The sequence below is a fragment of the Streptomyces sp. ST2-7A genome (genome assembly GCF_021390475.1).
GTDB lineage: Bacteria > Actinomycetota > Actinomycetes > Streptomycetales > Streptomycetaceae > Streptomyces.
Genome location: NZ_JAJUWS010000015.1, coordinates 35,833 through 56,186 on the forward strand (window position 1 = coordinate 35,833; position 20,354 = coordinate 56,186).

The 20,354-nt window shown below is 73.7% G+C and carries 17 protein-coding genes; 9 read left to right on the plus strand and 8 right to left on the minus strand.

From position 1 onward, the window contains the following. Positions 1-124: 124 nt before the first annotated feature. A complete protein-coding gene (locus tag LZF96_RS11475; RefSeq protein WP_267940757.1) occupies positions 125-1,210 on the minus strand; it encodes a LacI family DNA-binding transcriptional regulator in 1,086 nt (361 codons plus the stop codon). Between the two features lie 211 nt (positions 1,211-1,421). On the opposite strand from LZF96_RS11475, the gene LZF96_RS11480 reads away from it, so the two are divergent. Both LZF96_RS11480 and LZF96_RS11485 read left to right on the plus strand, forming a co-directional pair. Further along, positions 1,422-3,011 (plus strand): bifunctional phosphatase PAP2/diacylglycerol kinase family protein, encoded by a 1,590-nt coding sequence (locus LZF96_RS11480; protein ID WP_233869796.1) that lies wholly within the window; start codon positions 1,422-1,424, stop codon positions 3,009-3,011. A 535-nt stretch (positions 3,012-3,546) separates the two neighbouring features. Next, on the plus strand, positions 3,547-5,277 hold the full coding sequence (locus LZF96_RS11485) for a VanW family protein (protein WP_233869977.1): 1,731 nt from the start codon (positions 3,547-3,549) through the stop codon (positions 5,275-5,277). A gap of 51 nt (positions 5,278-5,328) precedes the next feature. On the opposite strand, the gene LZF96_RS11490 is transcribed toward LZF96_RS11485, so the two are convergent. Next, entirely contained in the window at positions 5,329-5,769 is a 441-nt protein-coding gene (locus LZF96_RS11490; RefSeq protein WP_233869799.1) for an ABC transporter substrate-binding protein, read from the minus strand. A gap of 844 nt (positions 5,770-6,613) precedes the next feature. Here LZF96_RS11490 and LZF96_RS11495 point away from each other — a divergent pair. After that, positions 6,614-6,916 carry a twin-arginine translocation signal domain-containing protein gene (locus LZF96_RS11495; RefSeq protein WP_233869802.1) on the plus strand — a complete coding sequence of 101 codons (303 nt, stop codon included), beginning with the start codon at positions 6,614-6,616 and terminating at the stop codon, positions 6,914-6,916. Continuing rightward, positions 6,916-7,578, plus strand: coding sequence for a LysM peptidoglycan-binding domain-containing protein (locus tag LZF96_RS11500; RefSeq protein WP_233869805.1), 663 nt, complete (start codon positions 6,916-6,918; stop codon positions 7,576-7,578). The genes LZF96_RS11495 and LZF96_RS11500 overlap by 1 nt, the downstream gene beginning before the upstream one ends. 40 nt (positions 7,579-7,618) lie before the next feature. Here the strand turns inward: LZF96_RS11500 and LZF96_RS11505 are convergent, their stop codons facing one another. After that, positions 7,619-9,322: an FAD-binding dehydrogenase gene (locus LZF96_RS11505; protein WP_233869808.1), complete on the minus strand. Its 1,704-nt coding sequence runs from the start codon at positions 9,320-9,322 to the stop codon at positions 7,619-7,621. Positions 9,323-9,685: 363 nt separating this feature from the next. On the opposite strand from LZF96_RS11505, the gene LZF96_RS11510 reads away from it, so the two are divergent. The 4 genes from LZF96_RS11510 (at position 9,686) to LZF96_RS11525 (ending at position 12,850) form a co-directional block, all read left to right on the plus strand. Next, positions 9,686-10,081 carry a YidH family protein gene (locus tag LZF96_RS11510; RefSeq protein ID WP_233869811.1) on the plus strand — a complete coding sequence of 132 codons (396 nt, stop codon included), beginning with the start codon at positions 9,686-9,688 and terminating at the stop codon, positions 10,079-10,081. Positions 10,082-10,095: 14 nt separating this feature from the next. Continuing rightward, complete coding sequence (locus tag LZF96_RS11515; protein ID WP_233869814.1) at positions 10,096-10,449, plus strand: DUF202 domain-containing protein; 354 nt, start codon at positions 10,096-10,098, stop codon at positions 10,447-10,449. Between the two features lie 139 nt (positions 10,450-10,588). Next, positions 10,589-11,632, plus strand: a complete 1,044-nt coding sequence (locus tag LZF96_RS11520; protein ID WP_233869816.1) for a phosphotransferase family protein — start codon at positions 10,589-10,591, stop codon at positions 11,630-11,632. A 3-nt stretch (positions 11,633-11,635) separates the two neighbouring features. Continuing rightward, entirely contained in the window at positions 11,636-12,850 is a 1,215-nt protein-coding gene (locus tag LZF96_RS11525) for an acyl-CoA dehydrogenase family protein (protein WP_233869819.1), read from the plus strand. A gap of 221 nt (positions 12,851-13,071) precedes the next feature. On the opposite strand, the gene LZF96_RS11530 is transcribed toward LZF96_RS11525, so the two are convergent. The 3 genes from LZF96_RS11530 to LZF96_RS11540 all read right to left on the minus strand — a co-directional run bounded on the left by LZF96_RS11530 (position 13,072) and on the right by LZF96_RS11540 (position 15,792). Next, positions 13,072-14,070 carry an NADPH:quinone oxidoreductase family protein gene (locus tag LZF96_RS11530; protein WP_233869822.1) on the minus strand — a complete coding sequence of 333 codons (999 nt, stop codon included), beginning with the start codon at positions 14,068-14,070 and terminating at the stop codon, positions 13,072-13,074. A 136-nt stretch (positions 14,071-14,206) separates the two neighbouring features. Then, entirely contained in the window at positions 14,207-14,887 is a 681-nt protein-coding gene (locus LZF96_RS11535; protein ID WP_233869825.1) for a TetR/AcrR family transcriptional regulator, read from the minus strand. Between the two features lie 80 nt (positions 14,888-14,967). Beyond that, positions 14,968-15,792: an SDR family oxidoreductase gene (locus LZF96_RS11540; RefSeq protein WP_233869828.1), complete on the minus strand. Its 825-nt coding sequence runs from the start codon at positions 15,790-15,792 to the stop codon at positions 14,968-14,970. Positions 15,793-16,078: 286 nt separating this feature from the next. Here LZF96_RS11540 and LZF96_RS11545 point away from each other — a divergent pair, with 286 nt between their 5' ends. After that, positions 16,079-16,540, plus strand: coding sequence for a MaoC family dehydratase (locus LZF96_RS11545; protein WP_233869830.1), 462 nt, complete (start codon positions 16,079-16,081; stop codon positions 16,538-16,540). Positions 16,541-16,620: 80 nt separating this feature from the next. On the opposite strand, the gene LZF96_RS11550 is transcribed toward LZF96_RS11545, so the two are convergent. Continuing rightward, positions 16,621-18,027: an SPFH domain-containing protein gene (locus LZF96_RS11550; RefSeq protein ID WP_233869833.1), complete on the minus strand. Its 1,407-nt coding sequence runs from the start codon at positions 18,025-18,027 to the stop codon at positions 16,621-16,623. Beyond that, positions 18,027-19,775, minus strand: a complete 1,749-nt coding sequence (locus tag LZF96_RS11555) for an SPFH domain-containing protein (RefSeq protein ID WP_233869836.1) — start codon at positions 19,773-19,775, stop codon at positions 18,027-18,029. The genes LZF96_RS11550 and LZF96_RS11555 overlap by 1 nt, the downstream gene beginning before the upstream one ends. Between the last annotated feature and the right edge of the window lie 579 nt (positions 19,776-20,354).

Genomic DNA, 20,354 nt, shown 5'->3' on the forward strand with positions numbered 1-20,354 from the left:
GGGTGATCCGCGCCCGGTGATCCACCGCCGGTGATCCGCTTCCCCGGGATCACCGGTCGCCACCTCCCCGGGGGTCGGGAGCGCGCCCTCCCCGACCCCCGGGCTCGCCGTTTCCCGGCCCGCCTCACCCGCTCTCGCGCACCACCAGCGTCGGGTGGAAGACCACCGAGGGCGGCGTCCCCTCCCCCGGTTCGGCGATTCGTCGCAGCAACAGCCGTGCCATCTCCGCCGCCATCTCCTCCACCGGCTGGCGCACCGTGGTGAGCGGCGGCTCGCAGGCGGCGGCCACGGAGTTGTCGTCGAAGCCGATCACCGCGATGTCCCCCGGTACCCGCCGGTCCAGGCGGTGCAGCGCCGCCAACGCGCCGGAGGCCATCAGGTCGGAGGCGGCGAAGACAGCGTCGAGGTCGGGGTGGTCGGCCATCAGCCGGCGCATGCAGCGTTCGCCCGACTCGCGGGTGAAGTCCCCTTCCGCGCAGGGCACCTCCACCACGCCGGCGGCGGCCATCGCCGCCCGGAAACCGGCCAGTCGTTCCTGGCCCGCCGGCATGTCCGAGGGGCCGGAGATGGTCGCCGGTCGCCGCCGTCCCTCGGCCAACAGGCGGTCCGCGGCCAGCCGGGCACCGGTGAACTGGTCGAGGTCCACATAGGTGAGGGCCACCGGGACCGCCGGACGCCCGGCGAGGACCACCGGCAGGCCGGTACCGGCCAACCGGGCCGGGAGGGAGTCGCCGGGGTGGGAGGAGATCAGCACGACCCCGTCCACGTGTCCCCGCCGCAGATAGCCGGCCAACTGCTCGCGGGAGGGTTCGTCGTCGGCGAGCATCAGGCTCAGCTGGATCCCTTTCGGGCGCAGGACGCCCAGCAGCCCGGTGACCACCCGCCCGAAATAGGGATCGGTGAACATCCTGCCGACGAACGGGCCGGAGACGTCCCGGTCCTCGCGCTCGGAGACCACCAGGGCCACGGAGTCCGTGCGGCGGGTCACCAGGGAGCGGGCCGCGCGGTTGGGGACGTATCCCGTCTCCGCGATGGCGCGCTCCACCCGGGCGCGCAGGCCGGGGTCGACGGTGGGTTCGTCGTTGATCACGCGGGAGACGGTGGCCCGGGACACCCCGGCGGCCCGCGCCACGTGTTCCAGCGTGACGGACCGACCGTCGGCGGAAGCGGGGCCGGGGTCGGGATCGGGATCGGGGGAATGCGAGGTCATCCCGTCTTTATACCGGCCGGAGGGCTCCCGACGGGCGGGGTTCGCCGGCCGGGAGCGGAGCCCGACCGGTGGGGTCGCCGCACGACGCGACGGCGCCGGGAACGGATTCCGTTCGGCCGCCGGAACTCGGGGGTAGGCTCGCCCACCGGCGGCCGGGGGCCGCCGGTGGGCGGGTCGGACCCGCCCGTAACGCGGGCGGATGGGAGCGCGGATGCGGCACAGGATCTCGGAGTTCGACAAGCGGCTCTTCGCCCGGATGGCGGCCCGCCGTTCCCGGCCGGGCGACGCCGTGCTGCCCCGGCTGAGCCGGGCCGCGAACAACGGCAGGCTCTGGATGGCCACCGCCGCCGGAATCGCCGCGCTGGGGGGACACCGCTCCGGACGGGCCGCGATGCGCGGTCTCGGCGCCATGGCCATCGCCTCCCTCACCGTGAACACCCTGGTGAAGGCCGGCGTCCGACGGCAGCGACCGACCCTCGACGAGGTGCCGCTGGGACGCCGGCTGAGTCGGCAACCGCACACCTGGTCCTTCCCCTCCGGGCACGCGGCCTCGGCCGCGGCGTTCGCCACCGGGGTGGCGCTGGAGTCGCCCCGGCACGCCGCCGTGGTGGCGCCGCTGGCCGCCGCGGTGGGTGTCTCCCGGGTGCACGTCGGCGTGCACTATCCCGGTGACGTGCTGGCGGGCTGGCTGTTGGGGGCGGGTGCCGCCGTGCTCACGCTGCGGTGGTGGCCGCGACGACCGGTGGTGCCACCGGAGATCCGGCACATGGCGGCGGCCCCCGCCCTGGGCGAGGGGCACGGCCTGTTCGTGGTGGTGAACGCGGGTGCGGGCGCCTCGGCGATGTCGTTCCCCGGTCCGGACTCGGCGGAACGCATCGCCCGCCTGCTGCCGCGCGCCGAGGTCACCGAGATCGGTCCCGCCGGTGACGAGGAGGGGCCGGGGTTGGTGGAGGCGCTGGACCGGGCGGCCCGTCGGGCGGCGGAGGTCGGCGGCGCCCTCGGCGTGTGCGGCGGGGACGGCACCGTGAACGCGGCCGCCGAGCGGGCCGCCGAACGCGGCGTGCCCCTGGCGGTCTTCCCCGGCGGAACGCTCAACCACTTCGCCCAGGACCTGGGCGTGCACTCGACGGAGGAGACCGCCGCGGCGGTGGAGGGGGGAACCGCGATCCGGGTGGACCTCGCGCTGGCCCGCCCGCTCGCCGCATCGGCCGACGGCCGGGGGCCCCGCACCGGGCGGCTCGACGGCTCACCGGGTGTGGCGGGTGAGGACGGCGCCCACCGGGAGACCGAGGACCACGGCGCGGGCTACCCGTTCGTGAACACCTTCAGCATCGGGATGTACCCGCAGCTGGTCGCCGAGCGGGAGCGGCTGGAGGAGCGCCTCGGCAAGTGGCCGGCCGCCGTGATCTCCCTCTTCCGGGTCCTGCGCACCTCGGAGCCGCTGGAGATCCGGGTCAACGGACGGCCCCACCGGGTGTGGCTGCTCTTCGCAGGCAACGGTCGCTACCTGCCCGACGGCTTCGCGCCGGTGCACCGACAGGCGATGGACGAGGGACTTCTGGACGTGCGGACCATAGACGGGGACACCCCGCTGGCCCGCACCCGGCTGGTGGGGGCGGCGCTGCTGGGCACCATGAGTCGTTCGCGGGTCTACACCGCGGCCCGGCTGCGACGTCTGGAGCTCTCCGAACTGGACGGCGTGGGGACGCTGGCCCGCGATGGGGAGACGGCACCCGCGCCCTCGGCCCTGCTGTTGGAGAAGCGGCCGGGTGCCCTGGTGGTCTACCGTCCCGCGACGTGAGGGGACGCGAGGGGACATGGAGGAAAGGGGCACCCCGGCCGGGGTGCCCCTTCGGGCGTTCAGGCGCGGCGCGCCCCGGCATCCCCCGTCGGGCACCGGTCCGACCCTCCGGAGGGAGGGCCGTTTCACCCGCTTTCCAGGGGTTTTTACCCAATCCGGGGTTTCCACCGAATGCCGGCGATCCCGGGTATTTGCCGTGAAGTGATCGAATACACCCCGAGTTCCCTTTCGTCGCCCCCACCTCGTTTTGCTAACCTGCGACGAGTCGGGCCCGGGGCGTCGGTCGGCACGGCACCACCGAACAACGCCCGCCCGGAGCCGGCCCACCCGCTCATCCGCCCGAGGGAGTCCCGTGTCTCACGCGCCGCCACCACCCGCCGAGCCGCCCCGCATACCGGAGCGTCCCGCGTGGGATCCGCCCGGCGCGGAACCGGGCGCCGGAGGCGACGCCGGTGACCCCGGCGATCCCGGACGGCGTCCCGGCCCGCTGGAGCGGTTCGCCGCGCTCCCCCGCCCCGCCGTGATCGGCGGCGTGGTGGCCCTGGGCATCGGTGGCGCGCTGCTGGTCGGTTCCCTCGTCGGGGGCGACACCATCGCCCCGGGCACCACCGTCAACGGCGTGGATATCGGCGGGCTCACCCCGACCGCCGCCGAGGAGCGACTCGCGGACGAGTTGGGTCCGGCCGCCGACGAGCCCATCGAGATCGTCATCGGCTCCGCCGACGAATCCCCGGAGGACTCCGAGCCCCTCGAGCTGGACCCGACCGCCGCCGGTATGGCCCCCGACTTCGGGGCGACCGTGGAACGGGCCAACCGCCCCAGTCTGCTGGGCCGCATCATCGGTCGCACCGGCGGCGAGGTGGACCCCGTGGTGACCGTGGACGAGGAGCGGACCCGCGAGGAACTGGCCGCGCTCGGCGAACAGGGCGGCACCGAGCTGCGCGAGGGTGCCATCTCCTTCGAGGAGGGTGCGCCCGTGGTGACCGAACCGGTCGCCGGCACCGCGCTGGACGTGGACGGGGCGTTGCGAGAGGTCCGGTACGCCTATCTCAACGACTCCGTCGAGCGACCCGTGGAGCTGCCGGTCGAACAGGCGCGACCGTTGATCGACGAGGCGGAGATCGAGCGGGCGCTGCGCGAGTTCGCCGAGCCCGCCATGTCCGGCCCGGTCACCCTGACCGCGGACGGGGAGAGTGTCTCCGTCCCGGCGGTCGTGCTCGGAAACCACCTGCGTATGGAGGCGGACGGGGGCGGCACCCTGGTGCCGGAGTTCGACGGGGCCGCCCTCGCCGAGGATCCCTCCTTCGTCTCCGCCACCGAGGATCTCGTCCAGCAGCCGCGCGACGCCGTGCTCGGTCTGGACGGGGAGAACGTCGTGGTCCGGGAGGACGCCCGGATCGGCCGAGAATTGGACGCCGAGCGGCTCACCGACACCATCCTGCCGCTTCTCACCGAGGAGGGCTCGGCGCGTTCCGCCGGGGCCCCGGTCAACGAGACCGAGCCCCGTCTGACCGCCGACAACCTGGACGAGCTGGGCATCACCGAGCAGATGTCCTCGTTCACCGTCAACTTCGACCCGTCCCCGTACCGGATCACCAACATCGGGCGCGCGGCGGAGCTGATCAGCGGTTCACTGGTGATGCCCGGGGAGATCTGGAGCTTCAACGAGACCGTCGGCGAGCGAACCGAGGAGAACGGCTTCGTCGAGGGCATCATCATCCTCAACGACCAGTACCAGACCGCCGCCGGTGGCGGTGTCTCGGCGGTGGCGACAACGATGTTCAACGCCGTCTTCTTCGCCGGTGTGAAGCCGGTGGAGTACGGGGCGCACTCCTTCTACATCGAGCGCTACCCCGAGGGCCGGGAGGCCACCGTGGCCTGGGGTCACCTCGACAACCGCTTCGAGAACGACTCGGGCAACGCCGTCTACATCCTGGCGAGCTCCACGGACACCTCGGTGACCATCAGCTTCCTGGGAACGAAGAAGTACGACGAGGTCGAGTCGGTGACCGGGCCCCGGACCAACGTGGTGGAGCCGGGCACCCGCGAGGGCGTGGCCGACGACTGCGTGCCGCAGCCGCCGCTGGAGGGCTTCGACGTCGAGGTCGAGCGGGTCTTCAAGAACGGCGGCGAGGAGGTGAGGCGGGAGTCCTACCGGACCCGCTACACCCCGCGCGACGAGGTGGTCTGCGACGACAACGGCGGCGCGGCCGACGACGCCGCCGAGGCGGCGGCCGACGGCGAGGCCGCCGAGGCCGAGGAGTGAGCACGGACGGGCGGTGACCCGCGGACGGCGAGCCGTGTGCGGCTCCCGGCGTCAGGTGGCTCTCGCCGCGGACCCGGGCCGCCGGGCGGCCCGGGTGCAGGCACGGGCGGCCCGGACCGTGCGGCACGGCCGGACGTAGTCGTTGCCCACCACGTACCGGCGGCGGGCCCGGCGCTCCCCGACGAGCAGTCGCATCGTGGGGGCGAGTTGGCCGTCGGGGGTCTCGCCGGCCGGGTGGACGCCCCGGGTGTTCTCCCCGCCCTCGTACGGCGCGGCGCAGACCGTAGGGCCCCCGGCCGGCGATCCGGGGGTCAGGGCCCGGCGGACCGAGGAGATGTGCCGGCCGGTGACGCCCCGCACCGCACAGGCGGCGACCGGCGCCTCCACCTCGTCCGCCACCCGGGAGGGTGCGGCGCCACCGTCCACCGGGATCGGTCGCAGTGCGCGGCCCGGTACCCCGCCCGCCGCGTCGACCTCCTCGACGGCCGGCACCGCACACGGCTCACGGACCGGGCCCGGGATGCCCGCGGGGCCCGGCCCGGCACCGCCAGGCGATCCCCGGGGTTCCGGCGACGGGCGACGCGGGGGGAGGGTCCGGCGGGAACGGGCCGCCGATCGGAATACCGGACCGCGGTGACCATCGGCCTGTGACGCCCCGTTCACGGGATGGTCGTCCCGCCGGCCCGGGGAGCGGGATACCCGACGTGATCCGCCGCGATCCCGGTGCCGCCGCCCTGCGACAGTTCGGCCGGGTGGGCGCCCCGCCCACCCGGCCGAACCGTCGACCCGTGCCGCGCGGTTGACCTCCGGGGTGCTGCGGGCGGCGCTGGAGGGCGCGGGATGCCCGCCGGAGGCGTGGCGGGTGCCGGCGCTGCTCTCGACGAGGATGGACACCGGATGACGGCGGTGGCCCGACACACGCCGCTGCCGCCACCCACCGCGACCCGCCCGATCGACCACCCGGTGGACGAGGGTCGGTCCACGCGACGCCCCGGGGGCCGGCCCGGGTGCGGGAGGTGGACGAACGGGGGCGCACACCGGGAGGCGCTGCCCGGTCGTGACGACGAGTCACCGTTGCGCCTCCTCCTCGAACAGCTGATCTCCGGCCCGGAGACCGTCGATTCGGGTGATTCCGACACTCTTTCGGGTTAGCCCGCTCTCCGTCGGCGCATGGTCGCCGGTCGGTCGGGGCACAGACGCCGACACCGGAATCCGGAAAAAGCCTCGGATTACCGGAATTCCGGCACACCGGACATTCGGCATATCGGGTGTCCCGGTCGACGGCGTGCGTCCCCGACGGCCCGGGCCGCCGCGTGCCGCGCACGAAGGAGGAGCGTTGTCCGAGACCACTCGACGGGGATTCCTCGGCCTGGCCGCCGCCACCGCGGGAGCCGCCGTCACCCTGCCCGTCCTCACCGCCCCCGGCGCCCTCGCCGCCGAGGGTGACTCCCCGCTCCCCGACACGTCCGGGGCCGCCGGCCCCGAGGCCCGGGGGTCCGGGATCGTCACCCGCGCGGACCACCCCAACGCCGAGTTCGCGCCCGACGGTTGGCCCGGCGACCATCCCGAACCGCTCAACGCGGCGGTCTCCTGCTCCCTGCCCGACGGCTTCGACGACGGTGGGGAGGTGCACGACTGATGGCGGTCTTCGTCACCCGCACGCAGTGGGGCGCCCGACAACCCACCGGTCGCAGCACCCAGATCACCCCGGACCGCGGCGGGGTGACCATCCACCACGTGGGCGGTGCGCGCGTCGCACGCGCCTCGCACTCCGACTGCGCCGCGCAGGTGCGCGGTATCCAGCGCCAGCACATGGACGGCAACGGCTGGGCCGACGTGGCCTACAGCCACCTGACCTGCGTGCACGGCTACGTCTTCGAGGGGCGCGGCGAGGGGGTGCGCACCGCGGCCAACGGCACCAACACCGCCAACCAGAACTGGTACGCCGTCTGCGGGCTGGTCGGCGGGTCCTCCTCCGCCTACGACACCGTCACCGCGGATCTGCTGGACGCCTTCCGGCTGGCCGTCGCCCGGCTGCGGAACCAGGGCGGCGCCGCCCGGGCGATCAACGGCCACCGCAACCAGCTGGCCACCGAGTGTCCGGGAAACCTCTACCGGTACGTGCAGGACGGTTCCCTGGAGCCGTCCGGAGGCCGGACCCACACCGTGCGGGAGGGCGAGACGCTGTACTCGATCGGCCGGCGGTACGGCGTTTCCTGGCAGCGGATCGCGGAGGCGAACGGCATCACCTCGCCGTACACCATCTTCGTCGGCCAGGTCCTGATCATTCCGGACTCCTGAGCGCCGGCCCACGCCGCCGCGTCGCGGCGGCGGGGTCGGCTCAGCCGAGGTCGGAGGCGATCGCCCGCCCCGCCACCCGGCCCGAGAACAGGCAACCGCCCAGGAAGGTTCCCTCCAGCGCCCGGTACCCGTGCATCCCGCCGCCGCCGAACCCGGCGGCCTCCCCCACCGCGTACACCCCCGGCAGGGGATTCCCCTCGGCGGTGAGCACCCGGGCCCGGTCGTCGGTCTCCAGGCCACCGAGGGTCTTGCGGGTGAGGATGCGCAGCCGCACGGCGATCAGCGGTCCCGCCCCGGGGTCCAGCAGTCGGTGCGGGGAGGCCACCCGGACCACCTTGTCGCCGAGGTAGCGGCGGGCCCCGCGCACCGCGGTGAGCTGCGCGTCCTTGCCGAAGGGGTTGGCCACCTCGCGGTCGCGGGCCTCGATCACCCCGCGCAGCGCGGCCTCGTCGATCAGGTCGTCCCCGGTGAGGGCGTTCATCCCGCGCACCAGGGCGGGCAGGTCGGGCTCGACCACGAAGTCGGCGCCCCGCTCCATGAAGGCCCGTACCGGCCCCGGGGTCCCCGAACGGACCCGACCGAGGACCCCGCGCACACTCTTCCCCGTCAGGTCGGGGTTCTGTTCGGAGCCGGAGAGCGCGAACTCCTTCTCGATGATCCGTCGGGTGAGCACGAACCAGGTGTACTCGTGACCGGAGCGGGCGATGTGGGCGAGGGTCGCCGGGGTGTCGAAACCGGGGAAGAGCGGGGCCGGGAGCCGCACTCCCCGGGCGTCCACCCACAGCGAGGAGGGGCCGGGCAGGATCCGGATGCCGTGCCGGGCCCACACCGGCGACCAGTTCTCGATGCCCTCGGTGTAGTGCCACATCCGGTCGCTGTTGATCAGCCGACCGCCGGCCCGCCGGGCGACGGTGAGCATCTCGCCGTCCACATGGGCGGGGACGCCCGAGAGCATCCGGCGCGGCGGGGTGCCGAGGCGTTCCGGCCAGTGGGCACGGACCAGGTCGTGGTTGCCACCGATGCCTCCGGAGGCGATCACCACGGCCCGCGCGCGGAGCTCGAAGGAGCCGACCGGCTCGCGGTTGCTGGGGGCGCCGCGCCCGGCCGGGTCGGGGGCCAGGATCTCGCCCGCGACCGTGTCCACCGCGCCCGCGGTGCGCCCCAGGGCGGTGACGCGGTGGCGGAAGCGCAGACCCACCCGTCCCGCCTCGACGGCGCGCCGCACCCGACGGACGAAGGGGTCCAGCACGCCGGGGCCGGTGCCCCAGGTGATGTGGAAGCGGGGCACGGAGTTGCCGTGGCCCGCGGCGTCGGCGCCACCGCGCTCGGCCCATCCGACGACGGGGAAGAAACGCACCCCCATCTCGTGCAGCCAGGCCCGCTTCTCCCCGGCCGCGAAGTCGAGGTAGGCCTCCGCCCAGTGTCGCGGCCAGCGGTCCTCGGGGCGATCGAAGCCGGCCGAGCCGAACCAGTCCTGCCGGGCGAGTTCGAGGCTGTCACGGACCCGCAGACGACGCTGCTCGGGCGAGTCCACCAGGAAGAGGCCGCCGAAGGACCAATGGGCCTGGCCGCCCAGGGACGCCTCGGGCTCCTGGTCGAGCACGATGACCGAGCGGCCCCTTTCGGCCAACTCGACGGCGGCGACCAGACCGGCCAGACCGGCCCCGATCACCACGACGTCGGCGGCGGTGTCGGCCGGGGCGTCCGGACTCCGCCCGTCCGCGCCCGCTGTGGTCTGCGACATGTGGCCTCCCTCCCGGTCCGGATGGGCCGTTGGGCGATCATCGGACCCGCCCGCCGTGCCGTCAACACCCCGGGGCCGTCGGAGGACCGGCCCGTCGGGGGAGCGGGCCCGGACCTCCGACCTTGACGGGTGGCCACCGGGCGACCACCCGACCGGACCGGATGGCGCCTTCCCGCGTTCCCCTCCTTTCCACCGTCCCGACGGTGCCGCCGGCCCCGCGCTCCGACGTGCTCCCCGGCCCGGGGGAGACGGTGCGCCCGGGCCCGGTGGACACACCGGGCCCGCGGAGCTCCCGGCCGGGCGGGGAGGCGACGGCGACCCGGGTGCCGCCCGGTTCGGAGGCGGGCGACTAGGCTCGGGATCATGGCTGGTCGGGCGTGGTCCTCGGTGCTGATGTATCTCTCCCCCCGGCGGGTGCAGCGGGAGGGCACCACGCCGGACTACCGGTTCTCGCTCGCCAACGAGCGCACCTTCCTGGCCTGGGTGCGGACCGGGCTGGCCCTGCTGGCGGGCGGGATCGCGGTGGATCAATTCCTCACCGAACTGGCGCCGGGCGTACGGGTGACGGTGGCGGTGGCGCTGCTGGCCACCGGCGCCCTGTGCACACTGCACGCCGTGCGGCACTGGGTGCGGTGCGAACTGGCGATGCGTCGCGACCGGGACCTGCCCTCCTCCCGTTTCCCGCTGCTGCTGGGGCTGACCGCCGGGACGCTGGGCACGGTGCTCGCGGTGGCGATCGTGGTGGGCGGCCTCCGGTGACGCCGGGGAACCCGGTGCGCGCCGGGAACGCCGACGCGACCGCCCCCGATCCGGTGCCGACGCGGGACCCGGCCGTCCAACCCGAGCGCACCGACATGGCCTGGTGGCGCACGGTGCTCGCGTTCACCGTGCTGATGCTGCTGGTGTGGCGGGGGGCGGTGATGACCGGCGACGCGGCGGGTTTCGCTGCGGCGGGGGCCGGTACGGTCGGATGGGCGTGTTTCGGACTGCTGGCCCGGCGACGGACGGCGGAGTTGCGTCGGGGACGTCCGCGTCCACCGGCCGTGCGGTACGCCACCGTGGTGGCGATCCCGGTGACGGCGCTGCTGCCGGCGGTGGCGGCGGGACTCGCGTTCACGGGTCGGTGAGCGCGGCCCCGACGGCGCCCGGACGGGTGGGCCCGACGCACCCGGGCCGGGAAAACACCGCCCGGGTATGGACGGCATACCGACTGGTCGGCATCATATGGGGGACCCTCCGCCCCCCACGTCCCGGGAGCCCGAGCCGATGGCCGAATCGATCGCCGAGCCACAGCCCTCCTCATCACCGGGCCTGGACCCCGAACGCCTGCGAGCCCACCTGGACCGCGAGCGCCCCGGACTGGTCCGCGGACCGCTGAGCGCCTCCCTGATCGAGGGGGGACGTTCCAACCTCACCTACCGGGTGACCGACGGCACGGGATGGTGGGTGGTGCGACGGCCGCCCCTGGGCCACGTGCTGGCCACCGCCCACGACATGGCCCGCGAGCACCGGGTGATCACCGCCCTGGGGCCGACCGCCGTCCCCGTCCCCGGCACGGTGTTGCTGTGCGGGGACACCGAGGTGCTGGGCGCCCCCTTCTACGTGATGGACCTGATGCCCGGCACCCCCTACCGCGACGCCGGACAGCTGGCGGCACTGGGACCGGAGCGGACCCGGGCCGTCGTACTGGACCTGTTGGACACCCTGGTGGCCCTGCACACGGTGGACCCGGCGGCGGTCGGTCTCGACGACTTCGGCCGACCGGAGGGCTACCTGGAACGCCAACTGCGCCGTTGGGAGAAGCAGCTGGCCGCCTCTCGCAGCCGCGACCTGCCGGGCATCGACCGATTGCGGGAGGAACTGACCCGCCGACCGCCCGTCTCCGGCGCCCCCGCCGTGGTGCACGGCGACTACCGCCTGGACAACGTGCTGGTGGACGACGGGGACCGGGTCACCGCCGTGTTGGACTGGGAGATGTCCACCCTCGGCGACCCGCTGACCGACCTCGGGCTGCTGGCGATGTACTGCGACCAGGAGCCCGTCCCGGACACACCGGTGAGCGTCACCGGCACCGCCCCCGGGCACCCGTCCACCGCCGAACTGGTCGAGCGCTACGCCACCGGCTCGGGGCGGGACGTCTCCCGGCTTCCCTGGTACACCGCCTTCGCCTGCTTCAAGCTCGCCGTGATCCTCGAGGGCATCCACTACCGCTTCACCCTCGGCCGCACGATCGGCACGGGCTTCGACCGGATCGGCTCGCTCGTTCCGGCCTTCATCGCACAGGGACTGACGAATCTCCGGAAGGACTGACCCATGGATTTCGCCCACGACGCCCGTACCGAGGAACTGCGGAAGAGGCTGGAGGCGTTCATGACCGAGCGGGTGCTGCCCGCCGAGTCCGTCGCCCGGGAGCAGCGCGCCGCGGCCGCCGACCGCTGGGAGCCCGTTCCCGTCCTCGCCGAGTTGCAGCGGGAGGCCCGCGAACGCGGGTTGTGGAACCTGTTCCTGCCCGACGAGCGGTACGGCGCGGGCCTGACCAACCTGCAGTACGCGCCGCTGGCCGAGATCACCGGCCGCAGCCCGCAGTTGGCGCCCGCCGCCCTCAACTGCGGGGCCCCCGACACCGGGAACATGGAACTGCTCGCCGAGTTCGGCTCGCAGGAACAGCGCGAGCGGTGGCTGGACCCCCTGTTGGAGGGAACCATCCGCTCGGCCTTCGCCATGACCGAGCCGGCGGTGGCCTCCTCGGACGCCCGCAACATCGGAACCCGCATCGAGCGGGACGGCGACGAGTACGTGATCAACGGCCTGAAGTGGTACATCTCCGGGGCGATGAACCCGCGCTGCGAGGTGTTCATCGTGATGGGGAAGACCGACCCCGGGGCGGACCCGCGCCGGCAGCAGTCGATGATCCTGGTGCCCCGCGACACACCCGGTCTCACGATCCGCCGGGCGATGACGGTGCTCGGTTTCGACGACGACTGGCACGGCGGCCACGCCGAGATCTCCCTGGAGAACGTGCGGGTCCCGGCGGGGAATCTGATCGGCGGGGAGGGCAGCGGGTTCGCCATCGCCCAGGCCCGGCTGGGTCCGGGCCGCATCCACCACTGCATGCGACTGATCGGCATGGCCGAGCGGGCCATCGAGCTGATGTGCCGCCGGGCCCTGGAGCGCACCGCCTTCGGTGGTCCGCTGGCCGACCAGGGCGTGGTGCGGACCTGGATCGCGGACGCCCGGGTGGCGGTGGAACAGATGCGCCTGCTGGTGCTCAAGACCGCATGGTTGATGGACACGGTCGGCAACCGGGGCGCGCACACCGAGATCCAGGCCATCAAGATCGCGGTGCCGCGCACCGTCACGGAGATCGTGGACCGCGCCATCCAGGTCCACGGCGCCGGTGGCCTGGGACAGGACTTCCCCCTGGCGGAGCTCTACGCCTCGGCCCGCTCGCTGCGGCTGGCCGACGGGCCCGACGAGGTGCATCAGCGCTCCCTGGCGCGGCGGGAATTGGCCCGCTTCGCCGACTGACGGGAAGGAGCGCCGGACGGCCCCGCCGGGCGCCCGCCCCTCCGGGGCCGGTCACCGACCGCGCCCGGCGGAACCGGTCGGGCGCGGTCGGTGACGGGCCCCGGAGGGGCGGACCGTGCTCCGCAACCGACCGCCGGTCCCCTCCCGGTACCTCCGGGTCCGGCCGGGGACCGGCGACGTGCCGTCGCCGGTCCCCGGACACGGGCCGCCGGGACGGGGCGTCAGGGTATGACGACCAGACGACCGGTGGTGGTTCCGGCGGCGACCCGCCGTACGGCGTCCGCGGCGCCCTCCATCGGCACCCGCTCCCCCACCAGCGGCTTGATCGCGCCCTCGGCGGCCAGCCCGGTCAGCTCCCGGTGACAGGCGACCACCGCCTCGGGGTCGCGGGAACGGTACAGCCCCCAGTGCAGGCCGAGCACCGAGTAGTTCTTCACCAGCGCGTGGTTGAGGCCGGGGCGCGGGATGCTGCCGGAGGCGAAGCCGACGACCACGATCCGGCCCTCGAAGGCCACACACTTCGCGGAGGCGTCGTAGGCGGAACCGCCGACGGGGTCGTAGATCACGTCGGCCCCACGCCCGCCGGTGGCGTCCTTGACCAGGCTCGGCAGGTCGGCACCGGCCTCGACGCGGTCCAGCACGGTGTCGCAGCCCAACTCGCGGGCCACCTCCGCCTTCTCCGGCCCACCGACCACCCCGATCACCGTGGCGCCGGCGGCCTTGCCCAACTGCACGGCGGCGCTGCCGACCCCGCCGGCCGCCGCGTGCACCAGCAGGGTCTCCCCGGCCCGCAGACCGGCGCGACGGTGCAGGCCGAACCAGCCGGTCTGGTAGCCGATGTGCAGGGCGGCGGCCTCCGCGTCGTCCAACGCCTTCGGCGCGGGGAAGATGTCGGCCGCGGGCGCGAGCACCTTCTCCGCGAAGGCACCGCCGGGCAGCTCCGGCTGGGCTATCACACGACTGCCGGGGGCCGGCACGGTGCCGGGGTCGACGCCCGGCCCGGCGGCCAGGACCTCCCCGCACAGCTCCACACCCGGCGTGAACGGCATCGGCGGCCGGATCTGGTAGTGCCCCCGGCACAGCATCGCGTCGGGGAAGTTGACGTTTGCGGCACGCACCCGGATCAACACCTGTCCCGGCCCGGGTTCGGGATCCGGCACCTCCTCCAGCCGCATGACGTCGGTCGGCTCGCCGGTCTCGTGGACCCGCCATGCCCTCACGATGGACCTCCCTGTGTCGGTATGACCGCGATGTGGACGCGGACGTGTGGTGACACCCGCCGACGGGGCCGACGCACCGCTCCGGCGCGCCGCCACCGGCGGCGGGGATGAGGAGGGTCCGGTGCCCTGCGCCCGATCAGGGGCGCAGGGAGCGCAGCAGCATCGCCGCCAGGTGGTCGGCGACCTCCTGCGGGGAGAGCCGCCCGTCCCTGCGGTACCAGGTGCTCAGGTGGTGGACGGATCCGAAGTGGTAGTCCACCACCAGCTCGGCGGGCGTCTCGTCGGTGAAGACCCCCGCGCGCTGTCCCTCCTCGACCAGCGCGCGGAACCGCTCGTGGTAGCGACGCCGTTCGGCGCGCACCTGCTTCTGCTTCTCCGGGCTCAACTGGTGCATCGAGCGGAAGAAGATGACCGTGTCGTCGAGGTTCTCGATACTGGTGACCACGACGTCGGCGGCGGCGTCCCGCAGCCGCCGGTCCACGGGGGCGTCGGCGTCGGCGAAGGCGTCCAGGCGCTGCTGCTGCAGGCGCAGCACCCGGGCGTAGACCTCGTGGAGCAGGTCGTCCTTGGAGCCGAAGTAGTGGTAGAGCGCGCCCTTGGTGACGCCGGCGGCGTCCACGATCTCCTGGACCGAGGTGCCCTCGTAGCCGCGTTCGGCGAACAGCCGGGTGGCGGTGGCCAGGAGTCTGCGGGGCACCTCGCCGCGCGCCGCCGCGGCGCGACCCTGCTCGCGCGCCGGGTCCCGTCGACCGGCCTGCCGCCCGCCGCCCGGTCCGCCGTCCCCGTCGCCGGTCCGCCCGTTGTCGCGGTCCGTCATCCCCACCACTGTCCTTCCGCTACCGCTTCCGCTCCCGCCGGTTCGACGGGGCGGGACACCGCGCGGGCCCGCCCGGTCGGTCATACCGTGCCGGCGGCACCCCGCGTCCGTTCCTCGATCACGCGCTGCATCCTGTTCATCCCGCCCAGCCAGCGGTCGGGATCGGTGACGCGGGCGGTAGCGTACTCGGCCACCCGGGGGTGGGGCAGGATGAGGAACCGTTCCTCGGCGATTCCGGCGCGCACCGCCTCGGCGACCTCCTCGGGACCGATGGCGTCCGCGTCGAGCAGGACCTGCCCCGCGGGTCCCGCGTCGCGGAGCATGTCGGTGCGCACCCCCTGGGGGCAGACGGCGTGCACCGAGATGCCGCGGTGGCGGTAGGTGGCGGCCATCCACTCGGCGAAGGCGAGCGCGGCGTGCTTGGAGACGCTGTAGGGGGCCGATCCCAGCATGGTGAGCACGCCGGCGGCCGAGACGGTGGCCACGAAACGACCCCGGCCTCGCTCCAGCCACTCCGGGACCAGGTCGCGGGCCGCCCGGACGTGCGCCATGACGTTGACGTCCCAGGCGGCGGCCCAGACGTCCTCGTCGGCCTCCGGGCCGCCACCCGGGGCGATGCCGGCGTTGGCGCAGAAGATGTCGATCGCGCCACCGAGGGCGCGGCGGGCGTCCGGCACCACGCCGGAGGCGTCGCCCGGCACGGCGACGCCGTCGATCTCGCGTGCCACCGCCAGGGCCCGTTCGGCGTCGATGTCGTTGACCGCGACCCGGGCGCCGCCCGCGGCGAAGCCGCGGGCCAGGGCCGCGCCGATGCCGCTACCGGCGCCGGTGACCACCACGGCGGCACCGCGCACGTCCCCGCCGGCCGGGACGGTGCCCGACTGCTCGTCCCCTACGGCTGCCATGGTGGGGCTCCCCTCGATCGGTGATGTCCGCGGTCCGCGCCCGCCGGCGCGTCCCGCTCTGCCGGTCGGCCGGGCGGATCCCGGACACGACGGGGTGTCGCGGCGGCAGACTAACCGGTCGGTATGGCCGAGGGGAAGGGGTGCGACCGCGTTGACAGCGGGAGCGGGGCAGGGAATGCTGAGCGGACGCTTAGCCGACGGGGGCCGGTGGGCCGCGCCCGGACGGGCGCGGGAACGGGCCGCGCGGGCCGGAGCGACACCACACCGAGACGAGGAGGCACCGGACATGGCCGAGCCACGGGTTTTCGCGAGCGCCGGGGAACTGCGGGCGGCGATCGGCGAGGAGTTGGGTCCCGGCGACTGGCTGGAGGTGGACCAGAAGCGGATCGACCTCTTCGCCGAGGCCACCGGCGACCACCAGTGGATCCACGTGGATCCGGAGCGCGCCGCCGGCGGACCGTTCGGCACCACCATCGCGCACGGCTACCTCACCCTCTCCCTGCTGCCCGTCCTGGTACCGGGGCTGCTCCGGGTGGAGGGCATCCGAATGGGTGTCAACTACGGTTCCAACAAGGTCCGCTTCCCGGCGCCGGTGCCGGTGGGCTCACGGATCCGGGCCCGGGCCCGGATCGTCGAGGTGAGCGAGGTGCCGGGCGGGGCCCAGTCCGTCCTGACCGTCACCGTGGAGCGCGAGGGCGGGGACAAGCCCGTCTGCGTGGCCGAGACCGTCACCCGCTTCTACCTCTGACGCCTCCCGGCGGCCGGGCGGGGACGACCGTCGGCCACGGGGCCCGTCGGGAGCTTGTCCGGGGTTCCCCCGGGACGGGCTCAGCGCCCGTCGTCCTCCTCGTCCTCCCAATCGGCGCGGTTCTCCCCCGTGTCGCGGCCGCCCCGGCCCTCGTCACGGGAACCGCCGCGTCCGGAGGTCAACGCCCGGGCGCCGTCGGCCCACCCCGATCCCCCGGTCAGCCGGGGAAGCAGCTGGGCGGTCAACAGCGTGGTCAGCACCGAGGTGTCGCCCCCGCCGGAGTCCTCGCCGGTCTGCACCACCACCGGCCGGGGAGCCTCCTCCGCGAGCTTGGCACCGACCTCCAGGCGCCGTCGCGCCAGTTCGTACTCCAGGACCGCCCGGTTGTCCCGGTAGGCCGTGGCGAGCCGCTCCTGCGCCTTCGCCTCGTTCTCCGCCGCCGCCAGACCGGCCCGACCCCGGGTCTCGATCTCGAAGCGGACCCGCTGCGCCTCGGTCTCCTGCTCCTCCAGCATCTGCGCCACGTCCTTGCGCGCCTGGTTGAGCGACGCGTTGACCTCGACGATCTTGGCGTCCCTGGTCTTCTTGGAGCGCTCGATGTCCATCAGCAGGGTGTCGATCCGCCGCTTGCGGGTCAGCTCCCACTCCTGCTCGTAGGCGACCTTCTCCTTCGACACCCGCTCCCGGGTGGCCAGGTGCTGCCGGTACTGCACGGGCAGCTGCACGTCGGGGATGTTGCAGCCGGTGATCCGGACCCCGTAGCGGTCGAGTTGGCGGTTGAGCAGTTCCTGCATGTCCTTCACGTCCGAGCCGCGCAGGTCGTAGGCCTCCTCGGTGCGTACCTGACGGCTGCGCTGACGGATGGCGTCCTGGACCGCGTTGGAGAGCACCAGGTCGAAGTTGCCCGCGCCGATGGTCCGCACGAAGCGCAGCGCGTCGGTGATGCGGAACTTCAGGAAGAACTCGATCGACTTCAGCGGCACGTTCTCCCGTGTCGGGCAGGCGATCACCGGGGCGGAGTAGGGGATCTCGGTGGAGGTGTCCACCACGAAGTCCACCCGCGACCAGGGGTGCCACAGGTAGTGACGGCCGGGGTCGAGGGTGCCGACGACCGCCCCGTAACGGGTCAGGACGCCGGTGGTGCCCTGCTCGATCTCCACGATCGAGGAGCGCCACCACCACAGCATGCCCAGCAGCAGGGTCAGGACACCCACGATGAAGGCGGGGCCGGAGAGCGCCCCGTAGGCGGTACCGGCCAGGCCGTTGTCCGTGTCGTCGGCGGCCACCAGCAGCATCACACCGGTGAGGATCAGGAACAGGCCGATCCACAGCAGCACCGTCCAGCCGGTGCGCCGGCTGTGCCGGGGGATGACCACCGGTACCAGGGCGCCCTCGTCACCCCCGCGCAGCAGGCGGGCGATGTCACCCCAGGAGGCCAGCGCCTCCTTGATGGTGGAACCGTGTCGGTCGGGTACGGGCTGGGACATCACAGCTCCCCTTCCTGCGGGAGGTCCTGCGGGGTGGAGGCGGTTCCGGAAGCGGTGGGTCCGGCGTCACCGGACGGTCCGCCGCCCTCCGACGGGGGGATGGATCCGACCGGCAGGTCGGCCTCCGCGGCCGCCTCCGCGGCGGCGGCCTCCTCGGAGAGGACCGGCGCCCGGGCGGTGGTGCGCTCGGTCGTGCGCAGCGGACGGAGCTCCTCCTCCCGTTCGGCGATGCGGGCGGAGATCTCCTCCATCCGGGAGCGAAGACCCTCCATGTCGCTCTCGGTGAACAGCTCCTCACCGGTCTCGCCGATGATGCCCCGCGCCACACTCAGGAAGTTGACGCTCGCCTCCTCGCCGGAGCCGATCTTCATCACCTGCGGCAGCCGCTCGGCCACCGACTCCAGGGTGTCCAGAACCTGTTGACGGTAACGGTGGTTGAGGATCTCCGGGGCCTTGGCCGCGGAGACCGCGCGGATGTCCAGGGCCTGCGCCTCCAGAAGGGCGGCGTTGGCCCGCGCCTCGGACTCGGCCTCCACGAACCGCTGGCGGGCCACCGAACGGGCGCGGTTGGTCTCGCGCTCCAGCGCCGTGTCCATCTGCGCCTGATATTGCGCGATGTCGGCCTGGATCGCCGAGAGGGTCTCGTTGAGGGAGGCCAGTTCCTTGTTCAGGTCGCCCTCGTTGTTCTCCTTGCGCAACTGGAGTTCGTACTCGTGGGTGTACGCCTCCTTGGCCACCCGCACCATCTCCGGCGCCGCCAGGTCCATCCGGTACTCCTGGCTGGAGGGCTCGGCGTGCGTGATGTTGGCGTTGGTCAGCTCCACCGCCGGGCTGAACTGCTGGTTGAGCTGATCCAGCAGACGGTTGGTGTTCTCGCCGACCATGTCGTAGATGGCCGACGCCTCCTGCTCGTAGATCATGCTGCGGGTGGTCTCGCTGATCGCGTTGTTCAGCTTCTCCTGGAAACCGCGCACCGCCCCGAGCGTGTAGATGAACTCCACCGGGTCGTTGATCCGGAACTGCACGAACAGGTCGATGGAGGCCTGCACACCGCTGCGGGTGGGTGCCTCACGGATCGGCGCGTTGAACGGGTACTCCCGCGTCGTGTTGACGATGTAGGAGACCCGCTTCCAGGGGTTGAAGAGGGTGACCCGGCCGGGACCGACGACCTGCTCGAGCTTGCCGAACCGGGTGATCAGCGCCTGACACCCCTCGGGCACCATCACCATGCCCTGACGCCACCACATGAAGCCGGCCGCCAACAGGGTCAGCACCCAGTAGTGCACGCCGAACAACGGGTTCGTCGCCACCGCGGCGTCCGTCGCGGAGAGCACCAGGACCGCCACCAGGCCGATCGCGACCAGCACCACGGCGGGCAGCATGGTGATCAGGGTCCGCCCGCGCGGCAGCACCATCGGGCAGATCACGTGCACGGTGCCGGAGCGGGTGCGCTCGGTCTCGCTGCGGTTGACCGCCTCCCCCGCACCGTTGAGCGAGGTCGTCTTCTGCTCGATACGGGTGCCGATCGAGGCCCCGTGGTCACGGGCGGCGAGGAAGTCGTCGGGATCCGCGACGCCGGGGGTGTTGGCGTCGGGCTCCTCGCCCGGGTCGCCTCCCCCCTGGCGACCGCCGGCGCCGCCGAAGGTGTTCCGGGCCCGCTCGTTGACCAGACCGGCGGCGGCCTGGCGCGGGTCCCCGCCCCGGGCGACCGACCGGGCCGCCTGGCGGACGTTCTGACTCAGGGACATGGGTGGGCGTCCTCCCCGTTGTCCGGCGCGTCGTCGCGCCGGCATCGTGATGACCGGCGGTCCGCCGGGACCGCCGTGGTGCGGACATGGTCGTGCCGGGCGTTCTCCCGGGGCCCCGCGACGGGCGCCGGTGAACCCGGCAGGGGGCGGGACGGGCACCCCGCGCCCCGGCGCGGTGTCGCCCGTCCGGCGGATTCCTCGGTACCTCGCATGGTGCGTTCGCTCGTCCGATCCCGGGTGTACCGGGTGGCGCGGCCCTTTCGCCCGTCGTACCGGGCGCGCTCCCCGTGCTTCCCGTGCCGTTGGTGCCGGCGCCACCGCTCGTGCTTCCGTGTCCGGATCACCGGGCGGTGGTCCGGGCCCCCGTCCGGTGCGCGACCCCGCGGGGCGACGGAACCGCGCGGCTCCGGGGACCGGCCACCGCACGGACGTCGTGTGCACGATCACATCAGTGACCCGGGGGACGCGCCAGACGGACGCGCGGTTCCCGACCCGGTTGTCACCCGGCCGTGACCTCGGGGACGGCCGTACGCCGCCCTCCCCTCCCCTGGTGCCCGAACCGGCCGGTCGGAAACCCGC

Bases quoted from the DNA above. Each gene is read 5' to 3' on its own strand.
- LZF96_RS11475 (WP_267940757.1), bottom strand. From the start codon at position 1,210: ATGACCTCGCATTCCCCCGATCCCGATCCCGACCCCGGCCCCGCTTCC.
- LZF96_RS11480 (WP_233869796.1), top strand. From the start codon at position 1,422: ATGCGGCACAGGATCTCGGAGTTCGACAAGCGGCTCTTCGCCCGGATG.
- LZF96_RS11500 (WP_233869805.1), top strand. From the start codon at position 6,916: ATGGCGGTCTTCGTCACCCGCACGCAGTGGGGCGCCCGACAACCCACC.
- LZF96_RS11505 (WP_233869808.1), bottom strand. From the start codon at position 9,322: ATGTCGCAGACCACAGCGGGCGCGGACGGGCGGAGTCCGGACGCCCCG.
- LZF96_RS11510 (WP_233869811.1), top strand. From the start codon at position 9,686: ATGGCTGGTCGGGCGTGGTCCTCGGTGCTGATGTATCTCTCCCCCCGG.
- LZF96_RS11520 (WP_233869816.1), top strand. From the start codon at position 10,589: ATGGCCGAATCGATCGCCGAGCCACAGCCCTCCTCATCACCGGGCCTG.
- LZF96_RS11525 (WP_233869819.1), top strand. From the start codon at position 11,636: ATGGATTTCGCCCACGACGCCCGTACCGAGGAACTGCGGAAGAGGCTG.
- LZF96_RS11535 (WP_233869825.1), bottom strand. From the start codon at position 14,887: ATGACGGACCGCGACAACGGGCGGACCGGCGACGGGGACGGCGGACCG.
- LZF96_RS11540 (WP_233869828.1), bottom strand. From the start codon at position 15,792: ATGGCAGCCGTAGGGGACGAGCAGTCGGGCACCGTCCCGGCCGGCGGG.
- LZF96_RS11545 (WP_233869830.1), top strand. From the start codon at position 16,079: ATGGCCGAGCCACGGGTTTTCGCGAGCGCCGGGGAACTGCGGGCGGCG.
- LZF96_RS11550 (WP_233869833.1), bottom strand. From the start codon at position 18,027: ATGTCCCAGCCCGTACCCGACCGACACGGTTCCACCATCAAGGAGGCG.
- LZF96_RS11555 (WP_233869836.1), bottom strand. From the start codon at position 19,775: ATGTCCCTGAGTCAGAACGTCCGCCAGGCGGCCCGGTCGGTCGCCCGG.